We start from the raw sequence: 26,130 nt of genomic DNA, 5'->3' as shown, positions 1-26,130 counted from the left end.
CCTCATACTACTTATATTTGTTTATGTTCTTTTACGACTGCATTACCTTTTTGATTAAAACTAGTATGATATTCTACAACACTAATTTCACATCCAGGACCAATTGTGACGTTGTTGCCTCTTACAACTTCAGCAATCGTATGTTCTAAATAGATATCATCTCCTTCAACAATTGAAGTTTGGAGGTTTCCAGCATGACTAGTAAAAGGAATAAATCTCGCTTTTTTACGAACGGTAATTTTTTTACCACCAATTTCTCTTACCTTACTGCCTTCATAACGAAGTGAGATTTGAATATTTTCAGCATTAAGTAATCCATCACTTTCAAGACCACCAGTTAATGATAAATCTTCTACTTCAATATCTCCCTTTACATTTAAAGCACCTTTTACATCTACGAAATCACCTGAAAACTTTCCTTCAATATCTATCATACCTCTAACTTTTGTTTTTTCAATATGAGCATCACCATGAATTTGTGTATTACCATATACTTTTACATATTCCGCATCTACATTTCCTTGTACTTCGTTATCTCCATACACGACATAGTTTTTCACTTTCACATTACCGCGTACATCACTCGTTCCGTACGTTTTAAACTCATTGCAACTCATATCATTCGTAATTGTTCCTTCACCGCGAATCTTCACTTTATTATAATCTCCGCCTGCTGAATTACCAGAACCATTTACTGTGAGACTATGTGGATGTTCCATACTGATTTCTCCCTTCCGTTAAACCTGCTTAATTTCTTTTACATTTGCATTTTTATCAACAGTAAGAACACCGGTATATTCAATCAGTTCAATCTCACAGTTTGCTCCTACTGTAACATTGTTTCCTCTTACCGTTCTTATGTGAGCATAATCAATATCGATATTGTCACCTTCTAATAGTTCAGCTTCTAACTGCAAGCCAAACACTGTTTTAAATAGTCTACTAAATGTACCTGATCTATGTCTTACTTTAATCGTTTGACCACCAATTTCTTTCGCTCGACATGTACCGTGAATATTTATATTAATTTCATCTGCGCTTAATAAACCACCGATTGTAAATTGTCCTTCTGAAGAAAAAGTATCCACTTCACAATTACCGTCAATTGTAGCTTGACCATTGACTTTAAATTCTTCACCAGTGACATTTCCACCTATCGTACCTTTTCCTGCAATTTTCAAACTGTTTGCTTTTACATTTTGCGTAATTGTTGCTTTTCCATCAATTCGCATCGTTTCAGCTTGAACTGTGCCATCAACTTTACCAGATCCGCTAATTCGTGCACTGCTACTTTTCAAATCGCCAGTAACTGCACCGTAACCGTTACATTCAAATTGCTCACATTCAACATTTCCATTCACAGTTCCTTTTCCGTTTAATTGCACTTTATGAAACTCGCCACCATTCGATGAACCGTAACCATTTATAATCAAATTATCTGTACGCATACTTTCTCCTCCACTACAACAATTTAGTTTTTAATGCTTCGGTATATTTCATAATCGCTTCGCGTAAAACGATTTTGGTGCCTTTTTCAAAAATTAAATCGTCCACGTTTGAGACTAATAAACATGTAGAAATCCCTAACTTTCGGACAATAATTAAGTCACAAGTTTTATGTTTAATTGCTTCATAATTTTCACGTAAAACTTGCAAGACCATTTTTCCTTCTTCTAAACTAATCTCTCCTGATTGCAGTAATTCTTCTAACATGTACACATAAAGAATATCTACAAATTGAAACTCTGCTCTTTTATTCGTTTGTTCTATGAAAAATTGTAAAACTGGTTCTGATGCAATCCCCTTGCATAAAATGTCTTCCTTTGTTAAAAGAATTTCTCTCACACTCGGCGAAAACATGTTCGCTAGTTCATCAAGTGATAAATCCTCTTTCATCGTTTGGATTTTATCGATACGCTCTAATATCTTTTCTTTCGGAAAAAATGTCTCTTGACCTGTAAACGTTGATTTTCGTACAAACCAATCTTCCGGAATTAAATTTTTTCTTTTCCACCTATATAACTGTCCGTATGAAATACCAGTTAGTTCTAATAAATCTTTTTTTGAAATTAAATCTGTACTCAACTCTATAACACTCCTTCCTGATAACAATGTAACATAACACTGTTACGCTGTAAATAGACTTTTATCACAAGTAGCGTAACAATGTGTAAAACAAACCTATTCCTACATACAAAAAAGGCTCTTACACACCTTATGAAAATGTGCAAAAGCCCTTATATATCAAGACTTAAACCAAATATTATAAAAATCAATCCAACCTTGTGAATTAATCATTATATTTTGAACTTTTTCATGTGTACTTACCTCTTGTTTATTACGATATAAAGGAATAATATGAATTTGACGTAACAAAGTATCCTCGATATCGCGTAACAGTGCAACTCTTTTCTCTAATTCTTCTTGTCTAAAATAAGGAGACAACTTTTCATGAAAGTCCATGCTGCTTTGTCCATGAATAAAACTATTTTTTGTAAGAAACATATATAATAGACTATCTTCTATTCGTTCACTGATTGTGGCACTATCATGCATCATATCGGCCTTTTGTATCGTACTTACTTCCAATAGCTCTTCTATATCAAGAAAATTATTTTCTACACGAATCCCATATTTCGCACACTCTTTTTGTATCCACTGTGCATCTTCAACATGATCTCGTCCTGTAAATGTGTAGAGTTGTAGCACTTCATTATGATAAGTACTCCTTTTAATTAAACTTTCTACATCTTCCTCAATCTCTACAATGCTTTCACCTGCTAATATTAGTTTTTTTGCCACTTCTCCACGTTCTCCGCCGAGTTCTTGAACGATTGTATAACCATGAATGATGTTATATAACGCTTTCCGAAATAACTCATCTTGCATTGGTCCTTCTTTCGTAAGATTACATGTTATATATGTCACGTTCGACTCAAGCCGAGACAATTCTTTATTATGTTTTTCTTTATCTTTATACTGCGCCTTTACTAAAACATCGTATGTACCTACACCTTGTTCTACATTCCACAACTCAACACGATCTAAAAAAGGTCTTTCACGAAAATATAAAGGATGTCCTTCTAAAATGAACAGATTTTCATTACTTTTATATAATTGAAAAGGCCCGGTTCCAATTAGCCCTCCTGCTTCAACTTCATTCACGATAGAACACTGTTCTGCACTTAGCATATGTAAAAACATTCGATTTTCTGTATGTAATTGAATTTCGAAAACGTAGTCATCCACTGAACGGATACTTTCAACGTGTTGTAACATCCATGCGTGTGCATTATTTTCCAGCTTTATAAATCTATTCAACGAGTATATAACATCATGTGCAGTAAGTTGTTTTCCATTATGAAAGTGAACTCCTTTTCGTAAGTAAAACGTCCATATTTTTTCAGCGTCATTATATTCCCAGTGAAATGCAAGTCTTGGCTCTATAATGTTTGTATTACCGTCTACATACACGAGTGTGTCGAATATATGTTTTACCATATGGCATTCTGAGCGCATTGTAGCGTATACAGGATCTAATGTGATATCTAAATTCATTTGTACTTGCAACCGGAGTACATCTCTTCTCCCTTCAGATGTCATTTCAACCTTATGACCAAATATTGAATCCACCCAGGAATGATATTCTCCCTTTACTGATGGAAAATGTGAGCTATAGCGTTCCACAAATATACTTCCGCTTTTCACATCCCCTTTTTTCATTATTTCTTTTCCTCTATCTAAAATTAAAGACATCGGGTGCTTTTGAAATATTAACTTAGACCGATTTCCTCTGCCGCGACCTGGAAACCACTTAATCCAATTTAACTCATCTAATTTTTTTATAATTAATTTACTATTGCGCTCTGTACAAAATAATGTACCAGATATATTTTGCACTGTTACTTCCAATCGTTCTCCCTCTTTTTTTCCTTTTCCATAAGCAATCCATAGTTCAATGTATTGATCTAAAATAAACATCATACTCCCCCTAAAAGGTGAAAAATCCTCCCTATAGTCTCTACCCTTTTTCCAACTCTCCTTTCATCTTATCATTTCAATATAGAAAGGAGGAATTAATATTGAATTATCTCTTACTTCGTTACAATAAACCTATTTTTATTAGATTGTGTGGTGAATTATTAACCCGAACGACTGAATCTATGTTAGCTCTCATTATGATTATTTACGTCAATAAAATGTTAAACGGCAATGTAATAATAACTATGCTAATTTTCGGATTACAGCCACTTTCAGACATTTTATTTACACTTATTGCTGGAGGAATTACTGATAAATATGGCCGAAAAAAGATTATGTTACTCGGATTATTACTACAAGGTGTTGCAATCGGCAGTTTCGTTTTCGCTCAATCTGTTTTTATATTTGCACTGTTATATGTCATTAATGGTATTGGCCGTTCCTTATACATTCCAGCTCAGCGTGCACAAATTGCTGATTTAACAAAACAAGAGCAGCAAGCAGAAATTTTTGCTCTCCTACAAACGATGGGAGCAATTGGATCCGTAATCGGCCCTTTAATCGGTGCATGTTTTTATAATACTCACCCAGAATATTTATTTATCGTGCAAAGTGTAACCCTTACGATATATGCCGTTGTTGTTTGGACCCAGCTCCCAGAAACCGTTCCACCTATGAGTAAGTCGAAACAAACAGTTGAGGCAAGTTCACCAAAGCAATTTATTTTTAAACATTATGCCATATTCGGTCTTATGGTTTCTACACTTCCTATTAGCTTTTTTTATGCACAAACTGAGACGAATTATCGTATTTTTGCAGAACATGTATTTCCTAATCTCTTATTCATACTCGCATTTATTTCAACATGCAAAGCCATTTTGGAAATCATACTACAAATCTTCCTCGTAAAATGGTCTGAACGATTTTCTATGGCGAAAATCATCCTTATTTCTTACGCCTGCTATACAATAGCTGCAGTTGGCTTTAGTTCTTCAACGACGATATTGTCGTTATTCTTCACCTTACTCTTTTTAGTCATTGGAGAAAGTATTGCTCTAAACCACTTATTACGATTCGTTTCAGAAATTGCACCTCACAATAAACGTGGTTTATATTTTTCAATTTACGGTATACACTGGGATATATCTCGAACGTGCGGACCAGTTATGGGTGCAGTTTTATTAAGTAAGTTAAATGGAAGTATGCTGTTTTATATTTGTGCTAGTTTCTTATTAATTGGAGGTATTGTTCAAGCACTGTTTGTTCAAAATTTAGAACGTAAAAAAATCATGAACCAGCCTACACATAATTTATAGGTTACTACTTTTTCAGTAGATCAATATTTCTTATTGGATGAATATTAAAAAACAAAAGTGAAGTATTTCGCGTATGAAAGTATGTTTTATATGGCAGGAGACGTTCCTTATTTACAACTAAAAACACCTCACTTAAGGAAAGTGAGGTGTTTTTGAAATCACTTAATTTCTTATCCTGCCATTTTATTAATACTATCCTCTGGTGAAAATACAGAAATATGATCTACCTTACCAGTCGATTTTGGAATGACAAATTTCAGCTCATACTGGTTATTTACTTTGTATACATATATTTTATCTTCACCATTCTCTTTAACTGAAGATGGTTTTCCTAATGCTTTTTCAATTTCTTGTAATGTAATCAATTTTAGTTCTGCATGATATGAGCGTACATCAAAAACTTGTGACCCTTTATTAAATCCGAAAACAATATTTTTATTTGTAAAAGTTGCGTACATTCCGTTCCCTGCATATTCGGTTTTATTTGCTTTCCCCCACGCTTTTTCAATTTCTTCAATATCCCCTGTATGGGCTCCAAATGGTACATTAGGTACTTTTCCTTCTTTTGCGAGTTCAAACAAATCTTTAACGTGGTTAATTGATTTTTGATTAAGTGTTCTATTTTTCGAATCTGGGTCAGGCGATGGTTTTGTTGTTTTTTCATTGCTTGGTTTTGCTTCAGGATTTTTCTGTTCTTCTGAAAAATTACTTTGTTCATTTTTATTATTTTCCGAGGTTGGATTTGTTTCCTTTTTTTCGTCTGTCCCTTTACATGCGACTAGCGCAAACATACATGTAAACACCAAAAATAACATAACTATTTTTAAATATATTTTCATCATTTTTACCCCCTATTGCATCTTATTCATTTCGTTAACCAACCCATTACATTACTTTTCAAATTATGTTTGTTCCAAAAAGTCAGTGCTTCACTCTCTCCAAAAGCTTGTACAAAACATATTACAAAAGCTGTTTCTAAAAAGTAACCAAGTCTGTTATATCCGAAGTAACTACCTCTTGATAAACGAAACCATTTTCATCTCCTTATTTAAACCTTCTCTTCTCAATGATAATATCCTCTATCTATAACTTAAAACATGCTCTCACAACAGCTCCTTGAAACAGAAAAAAAACAGTAGGAAGTGATTACTCTTTTCCTACTGATTGAAATAAAATTATACGGTAAATCTTAGCTTCTTAAAAAATGTAGCGATAGTATTTTTTACAGTTTCAAAATTATAAGCAAACGTGTTATCTCCACTTAATAATGAAATACATGTTAAACCTGCAGCTTTAATAAAAGCTTTTACATCTACAAGCATAGAATTAGCCTCCATGAATTTAATTACAATCATTATAACAGGTGTTTTACGATGCTAACATGAAAGTAATAAATAAATTTCTATTATTAATTTATCCCGCTATTTGCCGGGCAGTAAGATCCCCACCTCAAAATTCAGCGGAAACAAAGAAGTTAGGTGGGGGCCCTACTGTCCGTAAAAGCCCGATTGGTGAGGGCTGATAATCAGTGGGGATGAACACCCCCCACTGATTAAAGTTTCACTTTATTTAGCTCACAGTACACCATTCCAATGTCATATAAAAAAGCTGCCCAAAAAGGGCAGCTTCAAATATGTATATTACACTTCGATTGATTTACCATCTTCAACAATATGATAAAGTAAATGCGCTAAATGATGAATTGGACCGTATTCTTCCTCTTCCTCATCTGTTTCACCTTGGAACTCAAGATCGTTTAAGTACAGTGCTAAAAATTGATAGTATAGTTTTAAATCAAATCCGTAGCACGCAGTTGGCTCTTCATGATCACCTTCGTATTGTAACATTAAGTATTGATCGTTTCCTTCTGCATCTTCTGCGTCAAAGAATACGAAGAATCCAACGTTTGTATCTAAATCAAATAGATGACGAGTGCCTTTTTCTGTTGCTTTGTTAAAGTCCTCTTCACTTAATTTATGTACTGTTGTCGCTTTAGCATTATCTTCTTGATGGAAATTTACTGTGAATGTTTTCAATGCTGACACCTCCTGATTGTATAATACTAGCATAACATATAAAAAGGACTGCTTACAAATGTAAACAGTCCTTACATTCATTTTCGCATTGCTCGTAATAAGAAGCTTACGATGAAAATTAAAATGATCGCACCGATTAAAGCTGGAATAATTGCATATCCGCCAATGACTGGACCAAAACTACCAAGTAATTTCGAACCAACCCAAGAACCGATAATACCAGCAATAATATTACCTATTACACCACCAGGTACGTCCTTTCCAGTAATTAAGCTCGCAAGCCACCCTAATATACCACCGACGATTAAAGACCAAATCATATAATAACCTCCTTTACATTTCACCAATCAAAATATAATTAGAAACAATTGCTTACCATTAGTTATGTGACATTTTTCATAAGTTATTCATGTTGTTCAACTTTAAGATTTTTGAGAATAATACACACAGATTAAACCTTTTTTTGAACTAACGATTTATCCGACTTGTTATTACACACATTAAGGACAATCTGGCTTCAATATTGTTCGCATAAACTCTTCTTTAAAAGCTGCATAGTTAAAACCAACAGCAATTCTTTGAATCGGCCGATCATCAAACCTTGTTGGCTCAGCTATTTTTCTAAAGTCTGCTACACTTTGGCCCCTAGTCACATCATTTGTCGTACTAATCCACACTGCCGATTTTTTATATTCGAAAATACTGTCATTTATAAACGAGATAAACGGTAATAAATCGTGTATAGGACTCCCACCAATACCCGGATATTCTTTTTTATAAAAGTTCTCATAATAAAAATCAATCATTGGTTTAATGAGTTTCGCCTGTCCAGTTCCTTGTTTATCTATTATATTGGCCATTTCAGGTGTTATAAGCGCGCCCTGTGTTACATTTAACGGGTATATGCTAGCGTTTTTCGCATATTTCATAACAATATTTGCTGCAATTGGATCACCATAAAAATTCGCTTCAGATACTGGTGTAACATTACCTGGAAATAGGAAAGCGCCGCCCATTATATAATACGAACAAATACGATCCATTATATTTGGATACAATAAAAATAACGTAGCAAGCGTCGTTAGTCTCCCTGTCGCCACAATTATAATATCTTCTGGACAAGGTTCGATTAATTTGATTAATTCACAAAAATTTTCTCGTTTACAAATTCTCATCTCAGGTGGAATAATAGGACCTAAACCGTGATCCCCGTGGATTTCAGGGAAAAACAAAGGCTCTTCAGCTGTCATCGGTCTACTCGCACCTTCAATAATTTTCACTTGTGTAGCATAATACCTTTCTAAAAAATAAACATTTTCCGTAACGATATCTCGTGATACATTCCCATACTCAGCAACAATACCTAAAATATCTAATTTACATGTTTTATTTGCATAAATTAACGCTACGGCGTCATCAATACCAAAGTCTCCAAAAAAGATAATTTTCTTATTAACTATTCTCACCCCTCTTGAGCATAATCTACTATTATTATTATGTGAAAAAGACAAGGCGGTGAAACAGCGCAAACTAAAAGAGCCGCCTATTTATTGGCGACTTCAATCTTTTTATAAGACAAATATGCAAGTACATTTTTACTTGAATCGTATTTCGGGTTATTTCCTTTTCTCGGCTCTCTCATATGTGTCTTTTCAAATCCAGGAATGTCTGGCATTTTCCCCATAAATTCAAGCATTTCTTCCTCAGTACCTTCAATGCGTACACGAATCATTATAACTATTCCTCAATTCTCAGTTTCTCTGTACTAAGTATATCGTACTTCAGAAAGACTGCAACACATTTATCTTTATCTTTTTAACGTTGTACTTTTTTTACATATAAACATAGCCATTTCAGTATAGAACGATTCTACTTTATTATTTTTAAATTGAATATTAAAATATCCCTTCATTTCGTTTGGTGCTTTCATCATACATTCTGTTAATTTTTCACGCTTTTGTAAAGGGACATCCATCATATTACACCACCAGTCAAAATCAAACTTCTTATCAAAAGTAAGACATGACTGCATTTGCAAACCGTTTTTTTCTAATAAAGTAAGCCATTCTGTCTTTTTTAGAGCTCGTTCATGACTTGGGTCACGCTTTTTTTCTATAAAATTATAAAATGTATCATATTCATTATTTTCTGGCGAAACATTATCTATTAAGATGAATAATCCATTATTCTCCAACGTACGATTTACTTCATAAATAAATTGAGCCGGACTCGTAAAATGATGGGCTGCAATCCGGCATGTAATTGTATCAAAAAAATGGTCTGCAAATGGTAAATTCTCTGCATTTCCTGCTACAAAAGATACATTTTCATGACCATTCTGCTTTATAAAAACTTTTGCTTTTTCTAACATCTGTTCTGTTAAATCAAGTGCAACTACTTCTTCAAACATAGGTGCTAACATATTTGCCACATGCCCGCCACCAGTAGCAACATCAAGAAGACGATTATTATGACGAGACTCAACTTGTTGAACTACATATTGTAAATCCAGTCCTTTAGCATGTATTTTACTATTTATATATTTATCTGCATTGCTGCCAAACTGTTTTTTCACAAGCTCTTCTTTACTCATATTATCATCTTCTTTCTATTGTTATTTACATATACGACTCATATAATTATTACAATTCTCTTAATGTATTTTCAAATCCTCTTTTCATCTCACTTCTTATCATATTTACCTTTCATTAAAATAATATAATTTTGCATTTTATTATTAAACAAAAAAGAGGCTATGGGAACTTCCCCCCTAACCTGAATAAATATTTACTACATTTTTATTTCTTCGTATATATCTATATAATATAAATCCTCTTTCAACTTCATAATAACATCTACTTCGTTATAAGTAGCCTCACGAGCATGTAAACCAAATTGATCCATACCAATCCATATCCACCCAGGTGTAAGATATAAAACATCTATATTAAAATAATCTAACTTAGTAAGCTCCGATGTAATAAATTTATCTTTATTAGCGATTTGTTTATCTATTAAACCGTATTCTTTCCCATTTTCAAATAGCGATATAAATTTCCCTACAATCGGATGTTCACGAACAATAAAATGATATTCTTTTTCTTCTATATTTACCACAATCAAACGAGAAACAGATAAATCAGGCCCTGAATTCGACATATTTGTTTATTCACCTCCTTATATAGGCTTCTTAAATATGATAACAAATGAATATTCAAATTAAGTTAATATAATGTAAAAAATAAAAAAGCTGATTTCCCTTTAGAAATCAGCCTTTATAATTTGATCAACTTTATTCTTTTACAAATTATTATAATGTTTCTTTTTCCTCATCATTTCCAGAAACTAAATTTCCTATAGCATCCGCTGTTACTTCCACTACAAATTCACAAATACCAGCTACAACTTCTCCAAGTATTTCATCCATCTTTTTACCCCCTTATTTTATGTAACCTATTTGCATTATAGAAGAAATTGGTAAATACAAACTATCGAAAAAGGTGACATAAACCTTACAGAATTGTAAGCTCTTTTATCCCTTTACTTATCCCCTTTGAAACTCCAAGTATTTTTAGCAGACATATAGGCCATCATAATATGAAGCAAGTAATAATCTAGTGTCAGGAGGCGTTTAATATGTATTACGTAAAATTAATTAAAGGTCAATCTTTCTACGCTTTTGATCATCGTTTCTTAGTGTCTGAAGAAGAAGAGGTTTCAGAGAAAATTTATAATTACTTGCGACGTAATGAATTTTTTGAAGTACGTAAAGAAGAATATTCTGCTTAATTACAAAAAGCATTAAGAAAAATATCATCTTATTGTGATATATTCTTAATGCTTTTATGTGAATTTCTTCTTTTCAATAATTATTGTTGACTCTATTAAATAATCCAGTATTTGTCCAAGCTAATTCTTCACTATTTTCATATTCTAGTATATGAGGAGGTGAAGAATATGACTCATATCATTGATTACCAAGCTACTCAGCCTATAAGTAAAACTGGTGAAACAACTTTTGCAATCCCAGCTTCTCCAAATAAAGCAATTTTAGCAAATTTAAAATTGAGAATTTCAAGTAGAGATTCACGAAATAATCGAGTAGAATTAATCGCTACAGTTGGTGTAGAAGGTATAACTGAGATTTCCCAAGTTTTATTCCGAATTTTCCGTGATAACATTGAAATTTTTAATGCACAAGTAGGTATTGAATCAACAGGTTCTGAACAATTTTACGTACAAACATTTCAAGCTATAGATCAAAACGTTGGCAGTGGAACACACGAATATTCATTAACTGTAGAAAACCTTACTAGTGGTGCAAGCGCAGAAGTTGTTGGCCCATTATCTTTTAGCGCTTTAGCTATTGGACAAGAGCGTAAATGTTGCTAAGTGAATCTAATATTTAATTTTGTACTTGAGAAAAGCGAGGCGTAGTTATACGTTCTTGCTTTTTTATATGTATCCTTACTTTCTATTAGCTTTAATCATAAATTTTTTACGTTTTGATTCACTTATTTCATCAATTAACACATCAAATTTTTGACAAATCAAAAAGATTGAAATCCAATTATGAAACACGTAATATAGACTCTGACTCTAAAAAAGTTCGTATGAAAATAGTGCATAAATAAGGAGGTTTTATATACGAGTTTTTCATTTTTAAAAGACGGAGAGGTTTTATGTTATGTGGCGTAATAAAAATGTTTGGATTGTTCTAATTGGGGAGTTTATTGCAGGTCTAGGATTATGGCTTGGTATTCTTGGCAACCTTGAATTTATGCAAAAATATGTCCCTTCTGATTTCATGAAATCAGTTATATTATTTATCGGACTATTAGCCGGTGTTCTAGTTGGACCTATGGCTGGCCGTGTCATCGATCAGTATGAAAAGAAAAAAGTTCTTCTTTACGCTGGGTTTGGTCGAGTTTTAAGTGTTATTTTCATGTTTTTTGCTATTCAATTTGAAAGTATCGCATTTATGATCGCATTTATGGTTGCTCTTCAAATTTCAGCAGCATTTTATTTCCCTGCATTACAATCTGTAATTCCACTCATCGTACGTGAGCATGAGTTATTACAAATGAACGGTGTACATATGAATGTTGGTACAATTGCTCGTATTGCAGGCACTTCACTAGGTGGAATTCTTTTAGTTGTGATGAGTTTACAGTACATGTATGCCTTCTCAATGGCAGCATACGCCTTATTATTCCTCTCGACTTTCTTCCTACAATTCGAAGACAAGAAATCAACAACACCAAGTAAACAAGCTGCAAAAGATAATAGCTTTATGGAAGTATTTCGTATTTTAAAAGGAATTCCTATTGCTTTTACAGCACTTATATTAAGTATCATCCCTCTATTATTTATAGCTGGGTTTAATTTAATGGTTATTAACATTAGCGAAATGCAACATGATCCTACGATTAAAGGGTTCATATATACAATTGAAGGTGTCGCATTTATGTTAGGTGCCTTCGTAATTAAACGTCTATCTGATCATTTCAAACCTGAAAAATTACTATATTTCTTCGCAGTTTGTACTGCTTTTGCACATCTGTCATTGTTCTTTAGCGATATAAAATGGATGGCTCTTACATCATTTGGTTTGTTTGGGTTTAGTGTTGGCTGCTTCTTCCCTATTATGTCGACGATTTTCCAAACGAAAGTGGAAAAAAGTTATCACGGTCGCCTCTTCTCATTCCGTAATATGTTTGAGAGGGTTATGTTCCAAATCATCTTACTTGGCACAGGCTTCTTCTTAGATACAATTGGGTTACAATATATGGTTCTCATCTTTGGAGTCGTTTCATTATTGATTATTTCTATTTCCCTTTCTAAGCAGAAACATTATGAAAAACAGCATTCGCAATCTGCAAATTTATAAAATAAACAAAGAAGTATGGGTCTAATATTGAATCCATACTTCTTTGTTTTATAATACGCCTATTTATTACGTTTATTGAAATTACCTAAAGGAGTATCCCCCTTTTATTTCGAATAGATTATAAAAAGTACTCTTTATAAAAGGAGTGGTAAAATGTCTGATGGCATCGAAGTATTTATTGTCCTGCTCTTTGCAATTGCTCTGTTTAGCATCCTAAACTTTTTAGCCATTTCCTTATCTGGACATAGTTTTAAAAAAAGAATCGTGGCAGGTTTCATATTTTTACTACTGACTCCCATTATCTTTTTGACTATCGCAACATTTGCTTCTATATTCGATAAAGCAGGATTTGGCGCAGGTACGTTAGCCTTTATGATCGCAAGCGTATATATATTAAATGGAATAGTAATTCTGCTTTCCTCTTTATTTATCCTCAAAAAAGACATAACATAGGCTATAGTACTAGCATGAATCTGACTTTACACTAGATTCATGCTTATTTAATTTCTCCTAAATTTTTATATGAAATTAAATAATTCTTTAAAAAAATTTAAACTTTATTTATTATAATATCCCTATCGTATTCGCACGTTTATTCAAATTTAAAAGAAAGGAGCACAAAATGAAAAAGGTTCTACTTACAATTCCTATACTAATCATCCTACTTAGTGGATGCAGTAATAACGATATATACGGTTCTTGGGAAGTCGTTGACAATAAAAAAGGTGAATGCCCTGTATATTATAAATTTGAAACAGTTGTCAAAAAAGAAAATAAAGAGGAAATTGTGCAAAATTTAGTAGAAATGCAAACAACAAAGAATAAAGACGATTTATATAAAGGCTCATTTGTCAAAAATTCTAATGTATATCACATTGATTATGGTAATTCATTTACATCGGACCAAACTTTAAAAGTTGCCGACGGTACATTAAATGTATACTTTTTGACAGCCGAAAAATTATGCACATATAAAAAGAAATGATTACATTTCAGAGGAGACGCAGAAAATATTTTCTGCGTTATTTCACTTTAGAAATCGTCCGCAAAAATAGCCCTTGTTTTCGTATTCTTTTTCATTCAAAACATGAGAAATATACTTAATAAAAGCTAGAAAATACCTTAAGTTATATAAAATGAATCATATAATACACATTTCAATTAATATATCTACGCTATTTACATCGTTACTTTTCAAAATAGGCTAATCCTCCCTCTAAATTTGTCAATCGTTTTAATTTTCATAAAAAAATGATAAAATGTAAACATGTGTTTTCAGAATAATTAAAAACGCAGAATGAAAGCACTGTTTTTAGGAGGGGTTTTGATGACTTACACGTTAGCAACTAGAATGAAAGCATTCCAATCTTCTATATTTAGTGAATTAGGAGCCTATAAAAAAGAAAAAATTGCAGCAGGTCATAACATGATTGATTTGAGCATCGGAAATCCTGATATGCCGCCCGCTGATTTTGTAAGAAAAACAATGGTACATACAGCGAGTGAAAAAGAGAGCTATGGGTATACATTATCAGGTATTCAAGAATTTCACGAAGCTGTAACTGAATATTACAACAACACTCATAACGTTTTATTAAATGCGGATAAAGAAGTTTTATTATTAATGGGTTCACAAGACGGGCTCGTTCATTTACCTATGGTTTATGCAAATCCAGGTGATATTATATTAGTTCCTGATCCAGGATATACAGCTTATGAAACAGGTATTCAAATGGCTGGTGCAACATCTTACTACATGCCTTTAAAGAAAGAGAATGATTTCTTACCAGACTTAGAAGTCATCCCTGAAGAAATTGCCGATCAAGCGAAGATGATGATTTTAAACTTCCCAGGGAATCCCGTTCCAGCAATGGCTCATGAAGATTTCTTTAAAGAAGTAATCGCATTCGCGAAAAAGCATAATATTATCGTTGTCCATGATTTTGCTTATGCTGAATTTTATTTCGATGGTAATAAGCCAATTAGCTTTCTCTCTGTACCTGGTGCTAAAGAAGTTGGTGTAGAAATCAATTCTTTGTCAAAAAGTTATAGTTTAGCAGGTAGCCGTATTGGATATATGATTGGAAACGAAGAAATTGTTCGTGCACTTACTCAATTTAAATCTAATACCGATTACGGTGTATTTTTACCAATTCAAAAAGCGGCATCTGCAGCACTAAGAAATGGCGCTGCATTTTGTGAGAAAAACCGCGATATTTATCAAGAACGGAGAGATACTTTAGTCGATGGATTCCGAACATTTGGCTGGAATGTCGATAAGCCAGCTGGTAGTATGTTTGTCTGGGCTGAAATTCCACAAGGATGGACTTCTCTAGACTTCGCTTATGCATTAATGGATCGTGCGAATGTCGTTGTTACACCTGGTCATGCATTTGGACCTCATGGAGAAGGCTTCGTACGTATTGCACTCGTTCAAGATAAAGAAGTGTTGCAACAAGTTGTTGAAAATATTAGAAATAGCGGCATTTTCGTCCTTGAAAAAGTAGATGAATTAGTTAAAAATTAGTTCCCACTCCCCTGCTTAACTTTAGCAGGGGTATTATTAATTGGAGGTACTTTCATATGCATATTAAAGACACGCTTCCCCATCGTTATCCATTTTTAATGATTGATAAAGTAACAAATGTAAAACAAGGTGAATCCGTTACAGGATATAAACTCATTACAAATAACGAATGGTTTATAAATGATAGTCAAAAACATATGCCTCATATGTTAATTGTAGAATCACTTGCCCAGCTTAGTGCATTTGTACATACAAGTGATTCTGAAGGACTAGGATTTCTCTCCTCTTTAGATGGAGTTGAATTCCACGGAAAAGCATATCCCGGTGATAAACTTGATTTACATTATGAGCTAACGCGCAATCGCCGAGGTTTTGTTCTTGGTAAAGGTATTGCAACTGTAAACGACCAGCCTATTGTAACTATAGAAAAACTATTAATATATCAAGCAGATTAAAGTGTTCCTTATATCAGTTGGAAATATCTATTCTCAACCAATTAAGTAAATAGGAAAACATATTACGTAGTTAGGAGCAGGAAAATGGAACGTACTATCGGTATCGATGCTGGAGGCACATTAACGAAAATAGCTTATTTTAACGAAAAAAAGCTATTAACTTTTGAAAAATTTTATTCTCATGAACAACATAAAATAATAGATTGGATTAAAAACAACAATGGTATAAAACAAATATGTATTACGGGTGGTAAATCGAAATTATTACAGCATCTGCTTACAGGTTCATATAAAATAATAGAGCTAAACGAATTTGAGGCTACTCTTGCAGGCGTCCAATACATATTAAAAGAAGAAAAACATGCTATACGCAATTTTATTTTAACCAATATCGGTACAGGTACTTCTATCCATTATGTTTATAATGAACAATATATTCGCGCTGGTGGAACCGGAGTTGGCGGTGGGACTATTATGGGACTTTCAAACTTGTTAACAAATATAGATCATTTTGAAGATGTAATCCCTCTAACAAAAGTAGGATCTAGAAAAGAACTAGATATTACGGTTGGAGATATTTATGGTGGTATTCTTTCCCCTATCGATAATAACTTAACTGCTAGCAACTTCGGAAAAGCAGCCATTACAGAATCAAATAATAGTAGCTCCGATATACTAGCTACTGTACAAGGACTTGTCGGTGAAGTCGTTACTGCATTAAGCCTTCAATTCGCTGAAACAAAAAACATTAAACATATTATTTATATTGGTTCGACTTTATGTAATAACGTACAACTTCAACATATTATAAGTAGCTACACCGAATATCAAAATAAAACACCAATCTTTTTACAAGATGGTGGTAATAGCGGTGCAATTGGTGCATTACTTCATGCTACGAAATAAAAAGCTGACTTTTGTCAGCTTTTTAAAAATGGCACTTCAAATTCAATAATTGATTCCCCGTTCTCTTCAATTCGCTCCACGCTTATTCTATCAATCACACAATTTAACTTCCCATGAAAACTAGGAATCTCCTTCACTACTTCAGCAGCTAATTTGGCACTTTCTTTTCTTCCGACTGTTACATGCGGGATGTACGGAATGTCTTCTTTCAAAAATTGTAATAAAGGTCCTGTATTCTATGATAAGAAATTTTGTATACTAACTCCATCTTCTCCCCTCCATTATTTCAACTGGCTCACTGGATATTTAGCAAATAAAGATTTCCGAAAATCTTTATCTTCCACAAGCATTTTAATTTTTTCTTCATTGCCGTTAAAGAACTTTATAACTTTATTTTTATCCCATATATCTTTTTCTTTTGGAAAATCATCGAATATTCTATGCAAAATTGATAACATTTCTTCCCTCGTTATCTTAAAGTTTTTATTCTCTACCTGAAACTCATAACTTTTTGCATTTGGCACTAAAATCACTAAATATATAGCATTAAAGAAAAAATTCTTCTTCATCGTATCCTTCTCATCAAACCAATACGTCTCAATCATTTCTTCTGTAAGAGCCCCACTTTCTTTTGCGCCATAGTTCACTTTTATATTTTCATTTTCTAAACTTATACTTTGAACTGTTCCACCACCGGGTAAATGATTAACAATTGCAACCACATCTGAATTATTACCAACGTATGTCCCAGTATATTTCTTAAAATCATCTGACCTAATATCATATATATCTTTTATTCTTTCTCCATTAGAACAAGCCGCAATGAATAAAAAAATTGTTAGCATAACGATCATGTTATGATGCATATATTTCATTTAGCATCCCCCATTTTTATCGATATTTCGTTAATTACAATATTTACTTTCAAATCCCTTTTAAATATACGCATTTTAATCAAAATTAAAAATTTTCATTTTTTATGTTTACAATTATCCATTAATTGTATATACTTACTAACGTAAGAAAAAAATTCTAAAAGGAGGTCGAAGGAAATGATGAAATTACAATTACATGCATTAACTTTAGCGTTAACTGCACCTGTGTTTTCTGGACAATTAAATATGAATTCGACCACCCTAATGGAGAATTGAAAATCGTACTTTATTTCATTTAATTCATAAATTCGCCACAGGAGGCCGTATACTTTCCTGTGGCTTTTTCACGCCCAGCCATAGGAGAACTGTATCTTCCTGTGGTTTTTTTGCGCGATTTTTTAGTCTCTTACATTATTTTTCTAAGAAAGGAGCAACATTCAATGACTATTAGCGTATTGTTTTTAAGTATTACGATTCAAAGAAATATAATTTCCAAAGATGAAATTCTTCATAATGAGCAAATTGAAAAAGCTATGAATGATGTTAAGGAGCGCCAAGCACTTTACTGTGATCACCTGTAATTCCTTTTCGAAAGGAGGAATTCATTTATGACTTTTCATATTTTCTTTTTTACGACTGTACTTCAAAAAAATACTTTATCTGAAAATGAAATCAATCGTAAACAACAGTTAAAACAACTGACTGATAAAATAACTGACATTAAAAGTTCATACTACACTCAAATGTATTAAAAATATATTTTAAAGGGGTAATATATTCATGAAATTTAAAGCATTCTTTTTAACAATCACCATTCAAAAACGTAAACTTTCACAGAAAGAGATTTTACGTGAGCAACACATCCAAAATATTATGGACGAAGTAAAAGAACGCCAATCTTCTTATTACACTCGTCTTTTCTAAAACACTTATAAAGGGGCAATTATTTTATGAAATTTAAAGTATTCTTTTTAACCATTACCATTCAAAAAAATAAATTTTCCGAGTCTGAAATGCTTCATGAGCGACAAATTAATCAGGCTATGGATTCTGTAAAAGAAAGACAAAGTCATTACTGTAGTCACCTGTAATTTCTTATTACACTCGTTTTTTCTAAATCACTTATAAAGGGGCAATTATTTTATGAAATTTAAAGTATTCTTTTTAACCATTACCATTCAAAAAAATAAATTTTCTGAGTCTGAAATGCTTCATGAACGACAAATTAATCAGGCTATGGATTCTGTAAAAGAAAGACAAAGTCATTACTGTAGTCATCTGTAATTCCAATTCGAAAGGAGGAATTCACATATGAAGTTTCACCTATTCTTTTTAACGATTACGATTCAAAAAGAAACAATATCTCAAAATGAATTAAAACAAGAAAGACAATATAAACAAGTTATTGATGAAATTCGAGATCGTAGAAGCAAGTACTACACTCACCTTTAATCGTTTAACTATATAGAATTGAAAGGAGTCGATTATGATGATGGTAGCACGCTGTAAGGAAATGATTTGGATAGTTCAGAGGGATTCCACATAGCTTTATAGAGCTTATATCACACAAGTTCATCACTGAATTTGATGTATAAAAAATATATAATAAAATCAAATCAACCCGCTTTTAATTATTTTTTATAAACAAAAGATACACCACTTAAAAAGAGGTGTATCTTTCTCAGGTTTTACTATTTCCGATTACTTCTCTTCGTCTTAAACAATCTCACTAAGTTCGAAACAACTGTTTTTGTTACTGCATAAACTGGTACTGCTAAAATCATTCCGATGATTCCAGCAAAGTTACCTACCCCTAAAATTAGGATAATAATTGTTAATGGGTGGATGTTTAATTTCGAGCTCATAATACGTGGTGAAATAATATTACTTTCAAACTGTTGTACAATTGTTACGATAATAATTACGTATAAGGCTTGCATCGGAGATACGAACAGTCCTACAATAACAGCTGGTGCTGCTCCGATAAATGGACCTAAGTTAGGAATGATGTTTGTAAATGCTGCAATAATTCCTAAAACGAAAGCGTACGGTAAATCGATAATTAAATAACCGATAAAAGTAAACGCACCTACAAATATACAAACGAGCGCTTGCCCTTGAATATATGCAGATAATGTTTCGTTCGTTTCCTTAATGATACGAAGCCCCTCTTCACGGTAAGACTCTGGTAATAAACTTACCGCTTTTCCTGGAAAGGCATGTCCATCTTTAAACATGTAAAATAAAATGAACGGTACAGTAAATACAACTAATGCAACGTTCGTGATAATACCAAATAAAGCCGTTGCACTCGACGTAATTGTATTTGGTATATCTTTTAAGTATTCAATCGCATTTTTTTCAATTGTTTCAATGGAAACGTAGTTTTGTGTAGATAACCATTCAAACAACCTATGATGTGATAATTCTTGTATGTATACTTTTCCCTCTTTTATGTAGCCTGGCATATTTTTAACCAAGTCCATTAGCTGTTGTGAAATCGTAGGAACAACTACTCCAACGCCAACCGCAGTTAATGTTATGATAAAAAGATATAACAGCAATATCGCTAAATTTCTAGGTACTTTTTTATTCTCCAAAAAGATTAATACAGGATTAAATATGAAGTATAAAAAAAGCGCGATTAAGATTGGGAAAAATAATGTTGATATGAAGATACCAATCGGTTGAAATAAAAATGATATTTTTGTGCAAATAAATATGATTCCTACAACCATTAGCACTTCTAATGTCCAAAAGTGCACTTTTGATTTCAAAAAAATGGCCTCCTTTAAACTAGCACTTCTCTTCATTGTACCAAAATAAGTATGAATTTCACATAATATTTTCCTTTACAATATTCCAAAATACCAATAAATACACTACAATGAGATTACATACAAATTTGCAGGTAAAGGTGATAAAAATGACACAATGCATCATTTGCAGAAAAGATACGAAAGAACTTAGTGAACAATATGTCATTCCAGAAATATTATGTGGATATTATTTCACAAACTCAATTTGTGATACTTGTCATGAACAAATGACAACAAATATTGATCGTCCTTTAATTAGGCATAAATTGAGTCAATTTAAGATTGAACAAATGAAAAGACAAATTGATTCCCCACTCTATACGAATGAGCACGGTGAGGAACTTGCGGCTGCTGAGACTGATGTTGTCGAAGTAAGCGACGAAATTCTTTATTCTAATGCATTAATTATGAAACTATGTAAAAAGCACGATATTTCCTTACATAATGAAATTTGGAAAGAGGAACGTGTAACGAAAGTAGCCAGTTCTATTCAACGTGAATTGCTCTTGGATAACCGTAAATATAAAATGAGTATATTAAAAATGGCTTATACATTCGCTGTACAAACAGTTGATGGCTACTTTGAAGATCAAGATGCGATTGATATCTCTACCATTCTCTCAAATGCAGATTTCGTGGAACTAAAAGAAAAAAGCATTGTACGTGATTTAAGCAAAAGTTCTTTATGGAATACGCTAAATACAAGTAGTGAAAATCATTACTTTATTTTACTTAGCGATAAAGACGGTCTGTTTTGCTTCATTCGTTTGTTTGACATTTTTGATGTTGTCGTTCATTTATCAGAAAAAAGATTTGACCTTCCATCACCCATTGTCGGTGTAAATAATGTGAATACACAAAAATTTTATGTCCAAAGTTTAAAACAGTATATGGATGGGCTGTTTAAAGAAAAAGCACCTACTATATAACAGAGACCAGAACATACGGTCTCCTTTCTTGATGAAAAGACACTGTGTTATAATGAGTATGAAAAGAACAATACAATCACATAAACCAATTATAAATTGTATATAAATAAAAAAAACTAGTGTGCGGCTACACACTAGTCCACGTAACTTAGCAGATTGGATTGTTCATTTATCCTATTTGTTTCTTACAAACAAAACAACCCACATTCTATAGGCATAGGTGGGTTGTTATTTTTTGAGCTTGTCTATTAAAACGACGACGAACGTTAACAATGCAACGAGAAACAGTCCACCCTGCAGTAGCAACGCTATTTCACTCACGTATTATCACCCCCCTCCTACTCGGAGAAGTGATAATTGAACAACCAACCGCACCTTAAGTTACCCTTTAATTTTACCATATTTTCTAATAATTTACGATGAAAACCCGCAAGCGAATAACTTGCGGGTTTTTTATCTCGTGTTAACAGGCAGTAAACAAAATGAAGCAATAAATAAGTGAAACTTTATTTCTCACTATTTTTTTAATGCATATGCATCAGCAATCATTTCACCAACAATTTTATTTTCTTCTTTCTTCTCGTCTTTCAATAATGGGAATAACAATTCTGCCACTTCATACGCTTCTTCTAAATGCGGATATCCTGATAAAACAAACGTATCAATTCCTAACGATTCATATTCTTTTATCCTTTCTGCTACTGTATGCGGATCGCCTACAAGTGCAGTACCTGCCCCACCTCTTACAAGTCCGATTCCAGCCCATAAATTAGGGCTTATCTCTAACGACTCTCTCGTACCTTTATTTAAATGGGTCATCCGTTTTTGACCAACTGAATCATATCTTGCAAATGTCTTTTGAGCAAGCTCAATTGTTTCATTATCCACATATTGAATTAAACGTTCTGCCTCTTCCCATGCTTCTTCTTCTGTTTCTCTTACAATTACGTGTAATCTAATGCCAAATCGCACTGTACGCCCCTTCTCTTCTGCAAGTTTTCTTACTTCTTCTATTTTCTCTTTCACTTGCTCTGGCGGCTCTCCCCACGTTAAATATACATCACTATGTTCAGCTGCTACTTCTTTTCCAGCAGCTGACGATCCTCCGAAATATATAGGAGGATATGGCGTTTGAACTGGTGGGAATACAACTTTACTATCTGTAACTTTAATATGTTTTCCTTCTAAAGAGATCGTTTCACCTTGCAATGTCGATTTCCAAACTTTTAAAAATTCATCCGCTGCTTCATATCTTTCATCATGATCAAGATATAATCCATCTCCTTGTAGTTCAACTGGATCTCCTCCAGCTACTACATTAATAAGCAGCCTCCCATGTGAAATTCTATCAAATGTAGATGCCATCCTCGCTGCAACTGTAGGGGACATTAGTCCTGGTCTCACTGCTACTAAAAATTTTAGTTTTTCTGTTTCAGCAGCAAGAGCTGAAGCTAACACCCAAGGGTCTTCACATCCTTGACCAGTTGGAAGTAAAACACCCGTATATCCTAAATAATCAGCTGCCGCAGCAACTTGCTTATAATAACCATATTCAGCTGCTCTCCCTCGTTTTGTCGTTCCTAAATATCGACCATCTCCATAAGCCGGAATAAACCATAATAATTCCATACCTTTACACACCCCTTATTTATTTTGAATCGTATACTAACCCATTCTATATAAATTACCCCTAATAATTTATATGTTAATTCCCTGTCTCACCTTTAAAGTTATCTCGCCATCTTAAAAACTTCACTTCTAGTAAACGTACTAGAGAGTCAGAAAACTTCCCAACAAATGCAAATATAATTATGCCGACAAATACGATATCTGTATTTGAAAATTGCCTTGCATCCATAATCATATAGCCAATACCTTCTGTAGATCCCATAAGTTCTGCTACTACTAAACTCACCCACGCAACACCTAACGATAACCTTGCTCCTAGTAAAAGGTTAGGCAATGCAGCTGGTAAAATTAGTTTCGTGATTAATTTTCTTTTACTAAACTCTAACACTCTCGCAACATCAAATAACTTTGAATCCACACCTCTAATACCTAAAAATGCGTTTACGTATAAAGGAAAAAATGCACCATCTGCAATTAATAACACTTTTGATGTTTCACCAAAACCGAACCATAATACGAAAAGCGGCGCAACAGCTAAATGAGGTACAGTTCTTAACATTTGCACAGATGGGTCTAAATATTGCTCACTTCTCGTTGAAAATCCAACAATCGTTCCTAAAATGATTCCTAAGCCCCCACCAATAAAGAAACCAGCCGCAGCCCTGAATACACTAATACTTAAATGGCCGAATAACTCTCCTGTTTTAATAAGCTCTTGGAAAGCTAGAAAAATATCTAATGGTGTTGGTAAAACTGTTTTAGAAACAAGACCGAATACGCCAGCCAACTGCCAAATTATTAATATAATAACCGGTATAGTAATCGCCCTTACTAAAACTTTTACATTTAACTTTCGTACCTTCTTTATGCCATTTTTCTTAATCGTTATACTCGCTGGTTTCATAACAGCTTTCGTATTTTCCACTTTACAAAACCTCTTTTCACTTCGTTTTCAATGCTTTTTCTACGAAAGAATTATCTACAACTTTTTCCGTCTTAATTTCTTTCTTTATAGAACCGAGCTTATATTGAAAATCCGCAGTCTTTTGTTGTTCTGCTATTATTTCCTTAGTTACCGGAACTAAAATTGGTTTGTCGTGATTAAACACTTCTTTTACAATCTCTGCATCTATCTTTTTTACAGAAGTGTATACTTTTATTGCTTCATCTAAGTTAGCATCTTGCCATACACGTGCTTTCTCATAAACTTTGAGGAATTTCTCAACTAATTCTGGATGTTCTTTCGCAAATTTTGTCCTCGTAATTAAAAATTCTGGTGAAGAGACATTTAATGTTTCACCGTCTGCAATCACCTTCGCACCTTTATTTAACGTATGTAATGATATGAAAGGGTCCCAAATCGCCCATGCATCTACTGATCCTGATTCGAATGCAGGCTGCGCTTCATCTGGTTGTAATTGAATGACATTTACATCTTTTGCATCAATACCTTCTTTATCAAGTGCTCGATATAATAAATTAAAGGCACTACTTCCTTTTGCTACTGCAATTTTTTTACCTTTTAAATCTTTTACACTCGCAATCTTACTATCTTTTTGAACGAGAATTCCAGTTCCTTTTCTCGCATAACTTGTATTGGCGATTTCGGTAAATCCAATACCTGCTGCTTGCGCTGAAATGACTGGAGAATTCCCTACTTCACCAAAGTCTAACCGGTTTGATGCGATTGCTTCAAAATAAGGAGGTCCACTTTGGAACTCTGTCCATTTCACTTTAACTCCTTCTTTTTTAAACTCCTCTTCAAACCATCCCTTTTTCTTTGATAGTAATAGCGGGCTTAATCCTTGTTGTATACCAATTTGTATTGTTACATCTTCTTTCTTACTACTTGCTGTACTTTTTTCACATCCTAACAAACATACTGATATAGCTAAAGCAAAAGAAAGAATTTTTAATTTTTTATACATATAAAATCACCCTTTTCCTATATACTTGTTTGAATCAACCCTCCATATTCAAACTGCTGTAATACTTTCGTTCGAAGTTGTTGGAACGATTGAGAAGTTTTATTTCGCGGATAAGGCAAATTATTTTCAATCACTTTATGTATTTTCCCTGGTTTTGCACTCATAATGATGATTCGGTTTGAAAGATATATCGCTTCGTCTATATCATGTGTAACGAATATCATTGTTGTTTTCTTCTGCTCCCAAATATTTAGCAATACTTCTTGTAAATGACTTCGAGTAAAAGCATCCAGCGCTCCAAAAGGTTCATCAAGTAATAATACATTTGGATCTCTTAATAACGCTCTCGCTATCGCAACACGTTGTGACATCCCGCCTGAAATTTCTTTCGGATACGATTTTTCAAAGCCATCTAACCGAACGATTTCAACCCATTCTCTTACCTTATCTTTCACATACTTATCTTTTAACGATAAATCTGCCGCTATATTTTCTTCAACTGTTAACCATGGAAAAAGCCTATGTTCTTGAAAAATAAAACCTTGTTTCTTGCTCGTTTTTAAGATAGGCTCCCCGTCAATAACAACTTCACCTTCAAAATCATTATCTAGACCGGCAACAATTTTTAGTAATGTACTTTTTCCGCACCCACTCGGACCAATTACTGTAACAAAATCCCCTTTCTCTAATTGAAAATTAATATTCTCTAATACTTGAACAGTACCAGTTTGTTTCAAAAAATATTTTGATACCCCATCAATTGAAACAGTCATTTCTTCTCCTCCTTAAAATGATTCATATAAATGAACAGATTCAGTATTTGTGCAATAAAAAAACCA

Annotated in this window: 35 protein-coding genes and 2 pseudogenes; 16 read left to right on the top strand and 21 right to left on the bottom strand. The window is 33.2% G+C overall.

Annotated elements, in window-relative coordinates:
- Nucleotides 1-11 precede the first annotated feature (11 nt).
- From B9A45_RS15185 to B9A45_RS15170, 4 genes are all read right to left on the bottom strand, one after another.
- On the bottom strand, nucleotides 12-719 hold the full coding sequence (locus B9A45_RS15185) for a polymer-forming cytoskeletal protein (RefSeq protein ID WP_000400908.1): 708 nt from the start codon (nucleotides 717-719) through the stop codon (nucleotides 12-14).
- 18 nt (nucleotides 720-737) lie between these two features.
- Nucleotides 738-1,448, bottom strand: coding sequence for a bactofilin family protein (locus B9A45_RS15180; RefSeq protein WP_001258385.1), 711 nt, complete (start codon nucleotides 1,446-1,448; stop codon nucleotides 738-740).
- A 13-nt stretch (nucleotides 1,449-1,461) separates the two neighbouring features.
- Entirely contained in the window at nucleotides 1,462-2,085 is a 624-nt protein-coding gene (locus B9A45_RS15175; RefSeq protein ID WP_000102238.1) for a YhbD family protein, read from the bottom strand.
- A 159-nt stretch (nucleotides 2,086-2,244) separates the two neighbouring features.
- On the bottom strand, nucleotides 2,245-3,981 hold the full coding sequence (locus tag B9A45_RS15170; protein WP_084064215.1) for an ABC transporter substrate-binding protein: 1,737 nt from the start codon (nucleotides 3,979-3,981) through the stop codon (nucleotides 2,245-2,247).
- A 101-nt stretch (nucleotides 3,982-4,082) separates the two neighbouring features.
- Here B9A45_RS15170 and B9A45_RS15165 point away from each other — a divergent pair, with 101 nt between their 5' ends.
- Entirely contained in the window at nucleotides 4,083-5,297 is a 1,215-nt protein-coding gene (locus B9A45_RS15165) for an MDR family MFS transporter (protein ID WP_001108456.1), read from the top strand.
- A gap of 170 nt (nucleotides 5,298-5,467) precedes the next feature.
- On the opposite strand, the gene B9A45_RS15160 is transcribed toward B9A45_RS15165, so the two are convergent.
- From B9A45_RS15160 to B9A45_RS15120, 9 genes and pseudogenes are all read right to left on the bottom strand, one after another.
- A complete protein-coding gene (locus B9A45_RS15160; protein WP_002098287.1) occupies nucleotides 5,468-6,139 on the bottom strand; it encodes a YjgB family protein in 672 nt (223 codons plus the stop codon).
- Nucleotides 6,140-6,162: 23 nt separating this feature from the next.
- Nucleotides 6,163-6,333 (bottom strand): annotated as a pseudogene (locus tag B9A45_RS15155) (aminopeptidase); the annotation flags it as partial.
- Between the two features lie 139 nt (nucleotides 6,334-6,472).
- Entirely contained in the window at nucleotides 6,473-6,619 is a 147-nt protein-coding gene (locus B9A45_RS15150) for a hypothetical protein (protein WP_000959545.1), read from the bottom strand.
- Between the two features lie 318 nt (nucleotides 6,620-6,937).
- Nucleotides 6,938-7,333 carry a hypothetical protein gene (locus B9A45_RS15145; protein ID WP_000847587.1) on the bottom strand — a complete coding sequence of 132 codons (396 nt, stop codon included), beginning with the start codon at nucleotides 7,331-7,333 and terminating at the stop codon, nucleotides 6,938-6,940.
- 77 nt (nucleotides 7,334-7,410) lie between these two features.
- Complete coding sequence (locus tag B9A45_RS15140; RefSeq protein WP_000638306.1) at nucleotides 7,411-7,653, bottom strand: GlsB/YeaQ/YmgE family stress response membrane protein; 243 nt, start codon at nucleotides 7,651-7,653, stop codon at nucleotides 7,411-7,413.
- Between the two features lie 180 nt (nucleotides 7,654-7,833).
- Nucleotides 7,834-8,799, bottom strand: coding sequence for a nucleoside hydrolase (locus B9A45_RS15135; RefSeq protein ID WP_001223681.1), 966 nt, complete (start codon nucleotides 8,797-8,799; stop codon nucleotides 7,834-7,836).
- Nucleotides 8,800-8,876: 77 nt separating this feature from the next.
- Nucleotides 8,877-9,065 carry a DUF3970 family protein gene (locus tag B9A45_RS15130; protein WP_000621885.1) on the bottom strand — a complete coding sequence of 63 codons (189 nt, stop codon included), beginning with the start codon at nucleotides 9,063-9,065 and terminating at the stop codon, nucleotides 8,877-8,879.
- Nucleotides 9,066-9,140: 75 nt separating this feature from the next.
- Nucleotides 9,141-9,926 (bottom strand): class I SAM-dependent methyltransferase, encoded by a 786-nt coding sequence (locus B9A45_RS15125; protein WP_000031298.1) that lies wholly within the window; start codon nucleotides 9,924-9,926, stop codon nucleotides 9,141-9,143.
- A 197-nt stretch (nucleotides 9,927-10,123) separates the two neighbouring features.
- A complete protein-coding gene (locus B9A45_RS15120) occupies nucleotides 10,124-10,492 on the bottom strand; it encodes a hypothetical protein (RefSeq protein WP_000071478.1) in 369 nt (122 codons plus the stop codon).
- A gap of 477 nt (nucleotides 10,493-10,969) precedes the next feature.
- On the opposite strand from B9A45_RS15120, the gene B9A45_RS15110 reads away from it, so the two are divergent.
- The 8 genes from B9A45_RS15110 (at nucleotide 10,970) to coaW (ending at nucleotide 17,111) form a co-directional block, all read left to right on the top strand.
- Complete coding sequence (locus B9A45_RS15110) at nucleotides 10,970-11,122, top strand: YqbF domain-containing protein (protein WP_000291905.1); 153 nt, start codon at nucleotides 10,970-10,972, stop codon at nucleotides 11,120-11,122.
- 168 nt (nucleotides 11,123-11,290) lie between these two features.
- Nucleotides 11,291-11,725 (top strand): exosporium protein ExsC, encoded by a 435-nt coding sequence (exsC, locus tag B9A45_RS15105; RefSeq protein WP_084064214.1) that lies wholly within the window; start codon nucleotides 11,291-11,293, stop codon nucleotides 11,723-11,725.
- Nucleotides 11,726-12,020: 295 nt separating this feature from the next.
- A complete protein-coding gene (locus tag B9A45_RS15100; RefSeq protein ID WP_084064213.1) occupies nucleotides 12,021-13,223 on the top strand; it encodes an MFS transporter in 1,203 nt (400 codons plus the stop codon).
- A 153-nt stretch (nucleotides 13,224-13,376) separates the two neighbouring features.
- Nucleotides 13,377-13,676 (top strand): hypothetical protein, encoded by a 300-nt coding sequence (locus B9A45_RS31680; RefSeq protein WP_001279462.1) that lies wholly within the window; start codon nucleotides 13,377-13,379, stop codon nucleotides 13,674-13,676.
- Nucleotides 13,677-13,845: 169 nt separating this feature from the next.
- Nucleotides 13,846-14,208: a hypothetical protein gene (locus B9A45_RS15090; protein WP_000757017.1), complete on the top strand. Its 363-nt coding sequence runs from the start codon at nucleotides 13,846-13,848 to the stop codon at nucleotides 14,206-14,208.
- A gap of 342 nt (nucleotides 14,209-14,550) precedes the next feature.
- Nucleotides 14,551-15,750, top strand: a complete 1,200-nt coding sequence (locus B9A45_RS15085; protein ID WP_142263064.1) for an LL-diaminopimelate aminotransferase — start codon at nucleotides 14,551-14,553, stop codon at nucleotides 15,748-15,750.
- Between the two features lie 56 nt (nucleotides 15,751-15,806).
- The gene (locus B9A45_RS15080; protein WP_025966110.1) at nucleotides 15,807-16,205 is read left to right on the top strand and encodes a 3-hydroxyacyl-ACP dehydratase FabZ family protein; all 399 of its coding nucleotides are present in this window, start codon (nucleotides 15,807-15,809) and stop codon (nucleotides 16,203-16,205) included.
- Between the two features lie 84 nt (nucleotides 16,206-16,289).
- On the top strand, nucleotides 16,290-17,111 hold the full coding sequence (gene coaW, locus B9A45_RS15075) for a type II pantothenate kinase (RefSeq protein WP_084064211.1): 822 nt from the start codon (nucleotides 16,290-16,292) through the stop codon (nucleotides 17,109-17,111).
- Nucleotides 17,112-17,125: 14 nt separating this feature from the next.
- On the opposite strand, the pseudogene B9A45_RS15070 reads toward coaW, so the two are convergent.
- Together B9A45_RS15070 and B9A45_RS15065 are read right to left on the bottom strand one after the other, a co-directional pair.
- Nucleotides 17,126-17,344: pseudogene (locus B9A45_RS15070) on the bottom strand (2'-5' RNA ligase family protein); the annotation flags it as partial.
- A gap of 48 nt (nucleotides 17,345-17,392) precedes the next feature.
- Nucleotides 17,393-17,986, bottom strand: a complete 594-nt coding sequence (locus B9A45_RS15065; protein WP_000876536.1) for a DUF4825 domain-containing protein — start codon at nucleotides 17,984-17,986, stop codon at nucleotides 17,393-17,395.
- A 440-nt stretch (nucleotides 17,987-18,426) separates the two neighbouring features.
- Between B9A45_RS15065 and B9A45_RS15055 the strand changes: the two genes are divergently transcribed.
- Genes B9A45_RS15055 through B9A45_RS15030 form a run of 6 tightly spaced genes read left to right on the top strand, consistent with a single transcriptional unit; the run spans nucleotide 18,427 to nucleotide 19,438 of the window.
- Nucleotides 18,427-18,567 carry a YrzI family small protein gene (locus B9A45_RS15055; protein ID WP_000156176.1) on the top strand — a complete coding sequence of 47 codons (141 nt, stop codon included), beginning with the start codon at nucleotides 18,427-18,429 and terminating at the stop codon, nucleotides 18,565-18,567.
- A gap of 27 nt (nucleotides 18,568-18,594) precedes the next feature.
- Nucleotides 18,595-18,738 (top strand): YrzI family small protein, encoded by a 144-nt coding sequence (locus B9A45_RS15050; protein WP_016110163.1) that lies wholly within the window; start codon nucleotides 18,595-18,597, stop codon nucleotides 18,736-18,738.
- 28 nt (nucleotides 18,739-18,766) lie between these two features.
- Entirely contained in the window at nucleotides 18,767-18,910 is a 144-nt protein-coding gene (locus B9A45_RS15045; protein WP_000668963.1) for a YrzI family small protein, read from the top strand.
- Nucleotides 18,911-18,936: 26 nt separating this feature from the next.
- On the top strand, nucleotides 18,937-19,077 hold the full coding sequence (locus B9A45_RS15040) for a YrzI family small protein (RefSeq protein WP_000669805.1): 141 nt from the start codon (nucleotides 18,937-18,939) through the stop codon (nucleotides 19,075-19,077).
- Nucleotides 19,078-19,129: 52 nt separating this feature from the next.
- Nucleotides 19,130-19,270, top strand: coding sequence for a YrzI family small protein (locus B9A45_RS15035; RefSeq protein WP_000669805.1), 141 nt, complete (start codon nucleotides 19,130-19,132; stop codon nucleotides 19,268-19,270).
- Nucleotides 19,271-19,297: 27 nt separating this feature from the next.
- Nucleotides 19,298-19,438, top strand: coding sequence for a YrzI family small protein (locus B9A45_RS15030; RefSeq protein WP_000668497.1), 141 nt, complete (start codon nucleotides 19,298-19,300; stop codon nucleotides 19,436-19,438).
- 239 nt (nucleotides 19,439-19,677) lie between these two features.
- On the opposite strand, the gene B9A45_RS15025 is transcribed toward B9A45_RS15030, so the two are convergent.
- Nucleotides 19,678-20,763 carry an AI-2E family transporter gene (locus tag B9A45_RS15025; RefSeq protein WP_000837892.1) on the bottom strand — a complete coding sequence of 362 codons (1,086 nt, stop codon included), beginning with the start codon at nucleotides 20,761-20,763 and terminating at the stop codon, nucleotides 19,678-19,680.
- Nucleotides 20,764-20,912: 149 nt separating this feature from the next.
- Between B9A45_RS15025 and B9A45_RS15020 the strand changes: the two genes are divergently transcribed.
- Entirely contained in the window at nucleotides 20,913-21,734 is an 822-nt protein-coding gene (locus tag B9A45_RS15020) for an HNH endonuclease (RefSeq protein WP_000189710.1), read from the top strand.
- A 228-nt stretch (nucleotides 21,735-21,962) separates the two neighbouring features.
- On the opposite strand, the gene B9A45_RS32725 is transcribed toward B9A45_RS15020, so the two are convergent.
- From B9A45_RS32725 to B9A45_RS14995, 5 genes are all read right to left on the bottom strand, one after another.
- Complete coding sequence (locus tag B9A45_RS32725; RefSeq protein ID WP_001289320.1) at nucleotides 21,963-22,055, bottom strand: putative holin-like toxin; 93 nt, start codon at nucleotides 22,053-22,055, stop codon at nucleotides 21,963-21,965.
- Nucleotides 22,056-22,250: 195 nt separating this feature from the next.
- Nucleotides 22,251-23,363: an FMNH2-dependent alkanesulfonate monooxygenase gene (gene ssuD / locus B9A45_RS15010; protein WP_000422260.1), complete on the bottom strand. Its 1,113-nt coding sequence runs from the start codon at nucleotides 23,361-23,363 to the stop codon at nucleotides 22,251-22,253.
- A gap of 76 nt (nucleotides 23,364-23,439) precedes the next feature.
- The gene (locus B9A45_RS15005) at nucleotides 23,440-24,288 is read right to left on the bottom strand and encodes an ABC transporter permease (RefSeq protein ID WP_000432134.1); all 849 of its coding nucleotides are present in this window, start codon (nucleotides 24,286-24,288) and stop codon (nucleotides 23,440-23,442) included.
- A 16-nt stretch (nucleotides 24,289-24,304) separates the two neighbouring features.
- Complete coding sequence (locus B9A45_RS15000) at nucleotides 24,305-25,291, bottom strand: aliphatic sulfonate ABC transporter substrate-binding protein (RefSeq protein ID WP_084064210.1); 987 nt, start codon at nucleotides 25,289-25,291, stop codon at nucleotides 24,305-24,307.
- Between the two features lie 17 nt (nucleotides 25,292-25,308).
- Entirely contained in the window at nucleotides 25,309-26,064 is a 756-nt protein-coding gene (locus tag B9A45_RS14995) for an ABC transporter ATP-binding protein (RefSeq protein ID WP_000218582.1), read from the bottom strand.
- Between the last annotated feature and the right edge of the window lie 66 nt (nucleotides 26,065-26,130).

Origin of the sequence: Bacillus sp. JKS001846 (genome assembly GCF_900176455.1) — a bacterium.
Taxonomy (GTDB): Bacteria; Bacillota; Bacilli; order Bacillales; family Bacillaceae_G; genus Bacillus_A; species Bacillus_A cereus.
This window is presented reverse-complemented; position numbering and strand designations above follow the sequence as displayed.

Bases quoted from the DNA above. Each gene is read 5' to 3' on its own strand.
- B9A45_RS15000 (WP_084064210.1), bottom strand. From the start codon at position 25,291: ATGTATAAAAAATTAAAAATTCTTTCTTTTGCTTTAGCTATATCAGTA.
- B9A45_RS15065 (WP_000876536.1), bottom strand. From the start codon at position 17,986: ATGAAATATATGCATCATAACATGATCGTTATGCTAACAATTTTTTTA.
- B9A45_RS15125 (WP_000031298.1), bottom strand. From the start codon at position 9,926: ATGAGTAAAGAAGAGCTTGTGAAAAAACAGTTTGGCAGCAATGCAGAT.
- B9A45_RS15180 (WP_001258385.1), bottom strand. From the start codon at position 1,448: ATGCGTACAGATAATTTGATTATAAATGGTTACGGTTCATCGAATGGT.
- B9A45_RS15100 (WP_084064213.1), top strand. From the start codon at position 12,021: ATGTGGCGTAATAAAAATGTTTGGATTGTTCTAATTGGGGAGTTTATT.
- B9A45_RS15130 (WP_000621885.1), bottom strand. From the start codon at position 9,065: ATGATTCGTGTACGCATTGAAGGTACTGAGGAAGAAATGCTTGAATTT.
- B9A45_RS15040 (WP_000669805.1), top strand. From the start codon at position 18,937: ATGAAATTTAAAGTATTCTTTTTAACCATTACCATTCAAAAAAATAAA.
- B9A45_RS15140 (WP_000638306.1), bottom strand. From the start codon at position 7,653: ATGATTTGGTCTTTAATCGTCGGTGGTATATTAGGGTGGCTTGCGAGC.
- B9A45_RS15120 (WP_000071478.1), bottom strand. From the start codon at position 10,492: ATGTCGAATTCAGGGCCTGATTTATCTGTTTCTCGTTTGATTGTGGTA.
- B9A45_RS15170 (WP_084064215.1), bottom strand. From the start codon at position 3,981: ATGTTTATTTTAGATCAATACATTGAACTATGGATTGCTTATGGAAAA.
- B9A45_RS15185 (WP_000400908.1), bottom strand. From the start codon at position 719: ATGGAACATCCACATAGTCTCACAGTAAATGGTTCTGGTAATTCAGCA.
- B9A45_RS15055 (WP_000156176.1), top strand. From the start codon at position 18,427: ATGACTATTAGCGTATTGTTTTTAAGTATTACGATTCAAAGAAATATA.
- coaW (WP_084064211.1), top strand. From the start codon at position 16,290: ATGGAACGTACTATCGGTATCGATGCTGGAGGCACATTAACGAAAATA.
- B9A45_RS15090 (WP_000757017.1), top strand. From the start codon at position 13,846: ATGAAAAAGGTTCTACTTACAATTCCTATACTAATCATCCTACTTAGT.
- B9A45_RS31680 (WP_001279462.1), top strand. From the start codon at position 13,377: ATGTCTGATGGCATCGAAGTATTTATTGTCCTGCTCTTTGCAATTGCT.
- B9A45_RS15110 (WP_000291905.1), top strand. From the start codon at position 10,970: ATGTATTACGTAAAATTAATTAAAGGTCAATCTTTCTACGCTTTTGAT.
- ssuD (WP_000422260.1), bottom strand. From the start codon at position 23,363: ATGGAATTATTATGGTTTATTCCGGCTTATGGAGATGGTCGATATTTA.
- B9A45_RS15080 (WP_025966110.1), top strand. From the start codon at position 15,807: ATGCATATTAAAGACACGCTTCCCCATCGTTATCCATTTTTAATGATT.
- B9A45_RS14995 (WP_000218582.1), bottom strand. From the start codon at position 26,064: ATGACTGTTTCAATTGATGGGGTATCAAAATATTTTTTGAAACAAACT.
- exsC (WP_084064214.1), top strand. From the start codon at position 11,291: ATGACTCATATCATTGATTACCAAGCTACTCAGCCTATAAGTAAAACT.
- B9A45_RS15050 (WP_016110163.1), top strand. From the start codon at position 18,595: ATGACTTTTCATATTTTCTTTTTTACGACTGTACTTCAAAAAAATACT.
- B9A45_RS15150 (WP_000959545.1), bottom strand. From the start codon at position 6,619: ATGCTTGTAGATGTAAAAGCTTTTATTAAAGCTGCAGGTTTAACATGT.
- B9A45_RS15085 (WP_142263064.1), top strand. From the start codon at position 14,551: ATGACTTACACGTTAGCAACTAGAATGAAAGCATTCCAATCTTCTATA.
- B9A45_RS15045 (WP_000668963.1), top strand. From the start codon at position 18,767: ATGAAATTTAAAGCATTCTTTTTAACAATCACCATTCAAAAACGTAAA.
- B9A45_RS15020 (WP_000189710.1), top strand. From the start codon at position 20,913: ATGACACAATGCATCATTTGCAGAAAAGATACGAAAGAACTTAGTGAA.
- B9A45_RS15035 (WP_000669805.1), top strand. From the start codon at position 19,130: ATGAAATTTAAAGTATTCTTTTTAACCATTACCATTCAAAAAAATAAA.
- B9A45_RS15160 (WP_002098287.1), bottom strand. From the start codon at position 6,139: ATGATGAAAATATATTTAAAAATAGTTATGTTATTTTTGGTGTTTACA.
- B9A45_RS15030 (WP_000668497.1), top strand. From the start codon at position 19,298: ATGAAGTTTCACCTATTCTTTTTAACGATTACGATTCAAAAAGAAACA.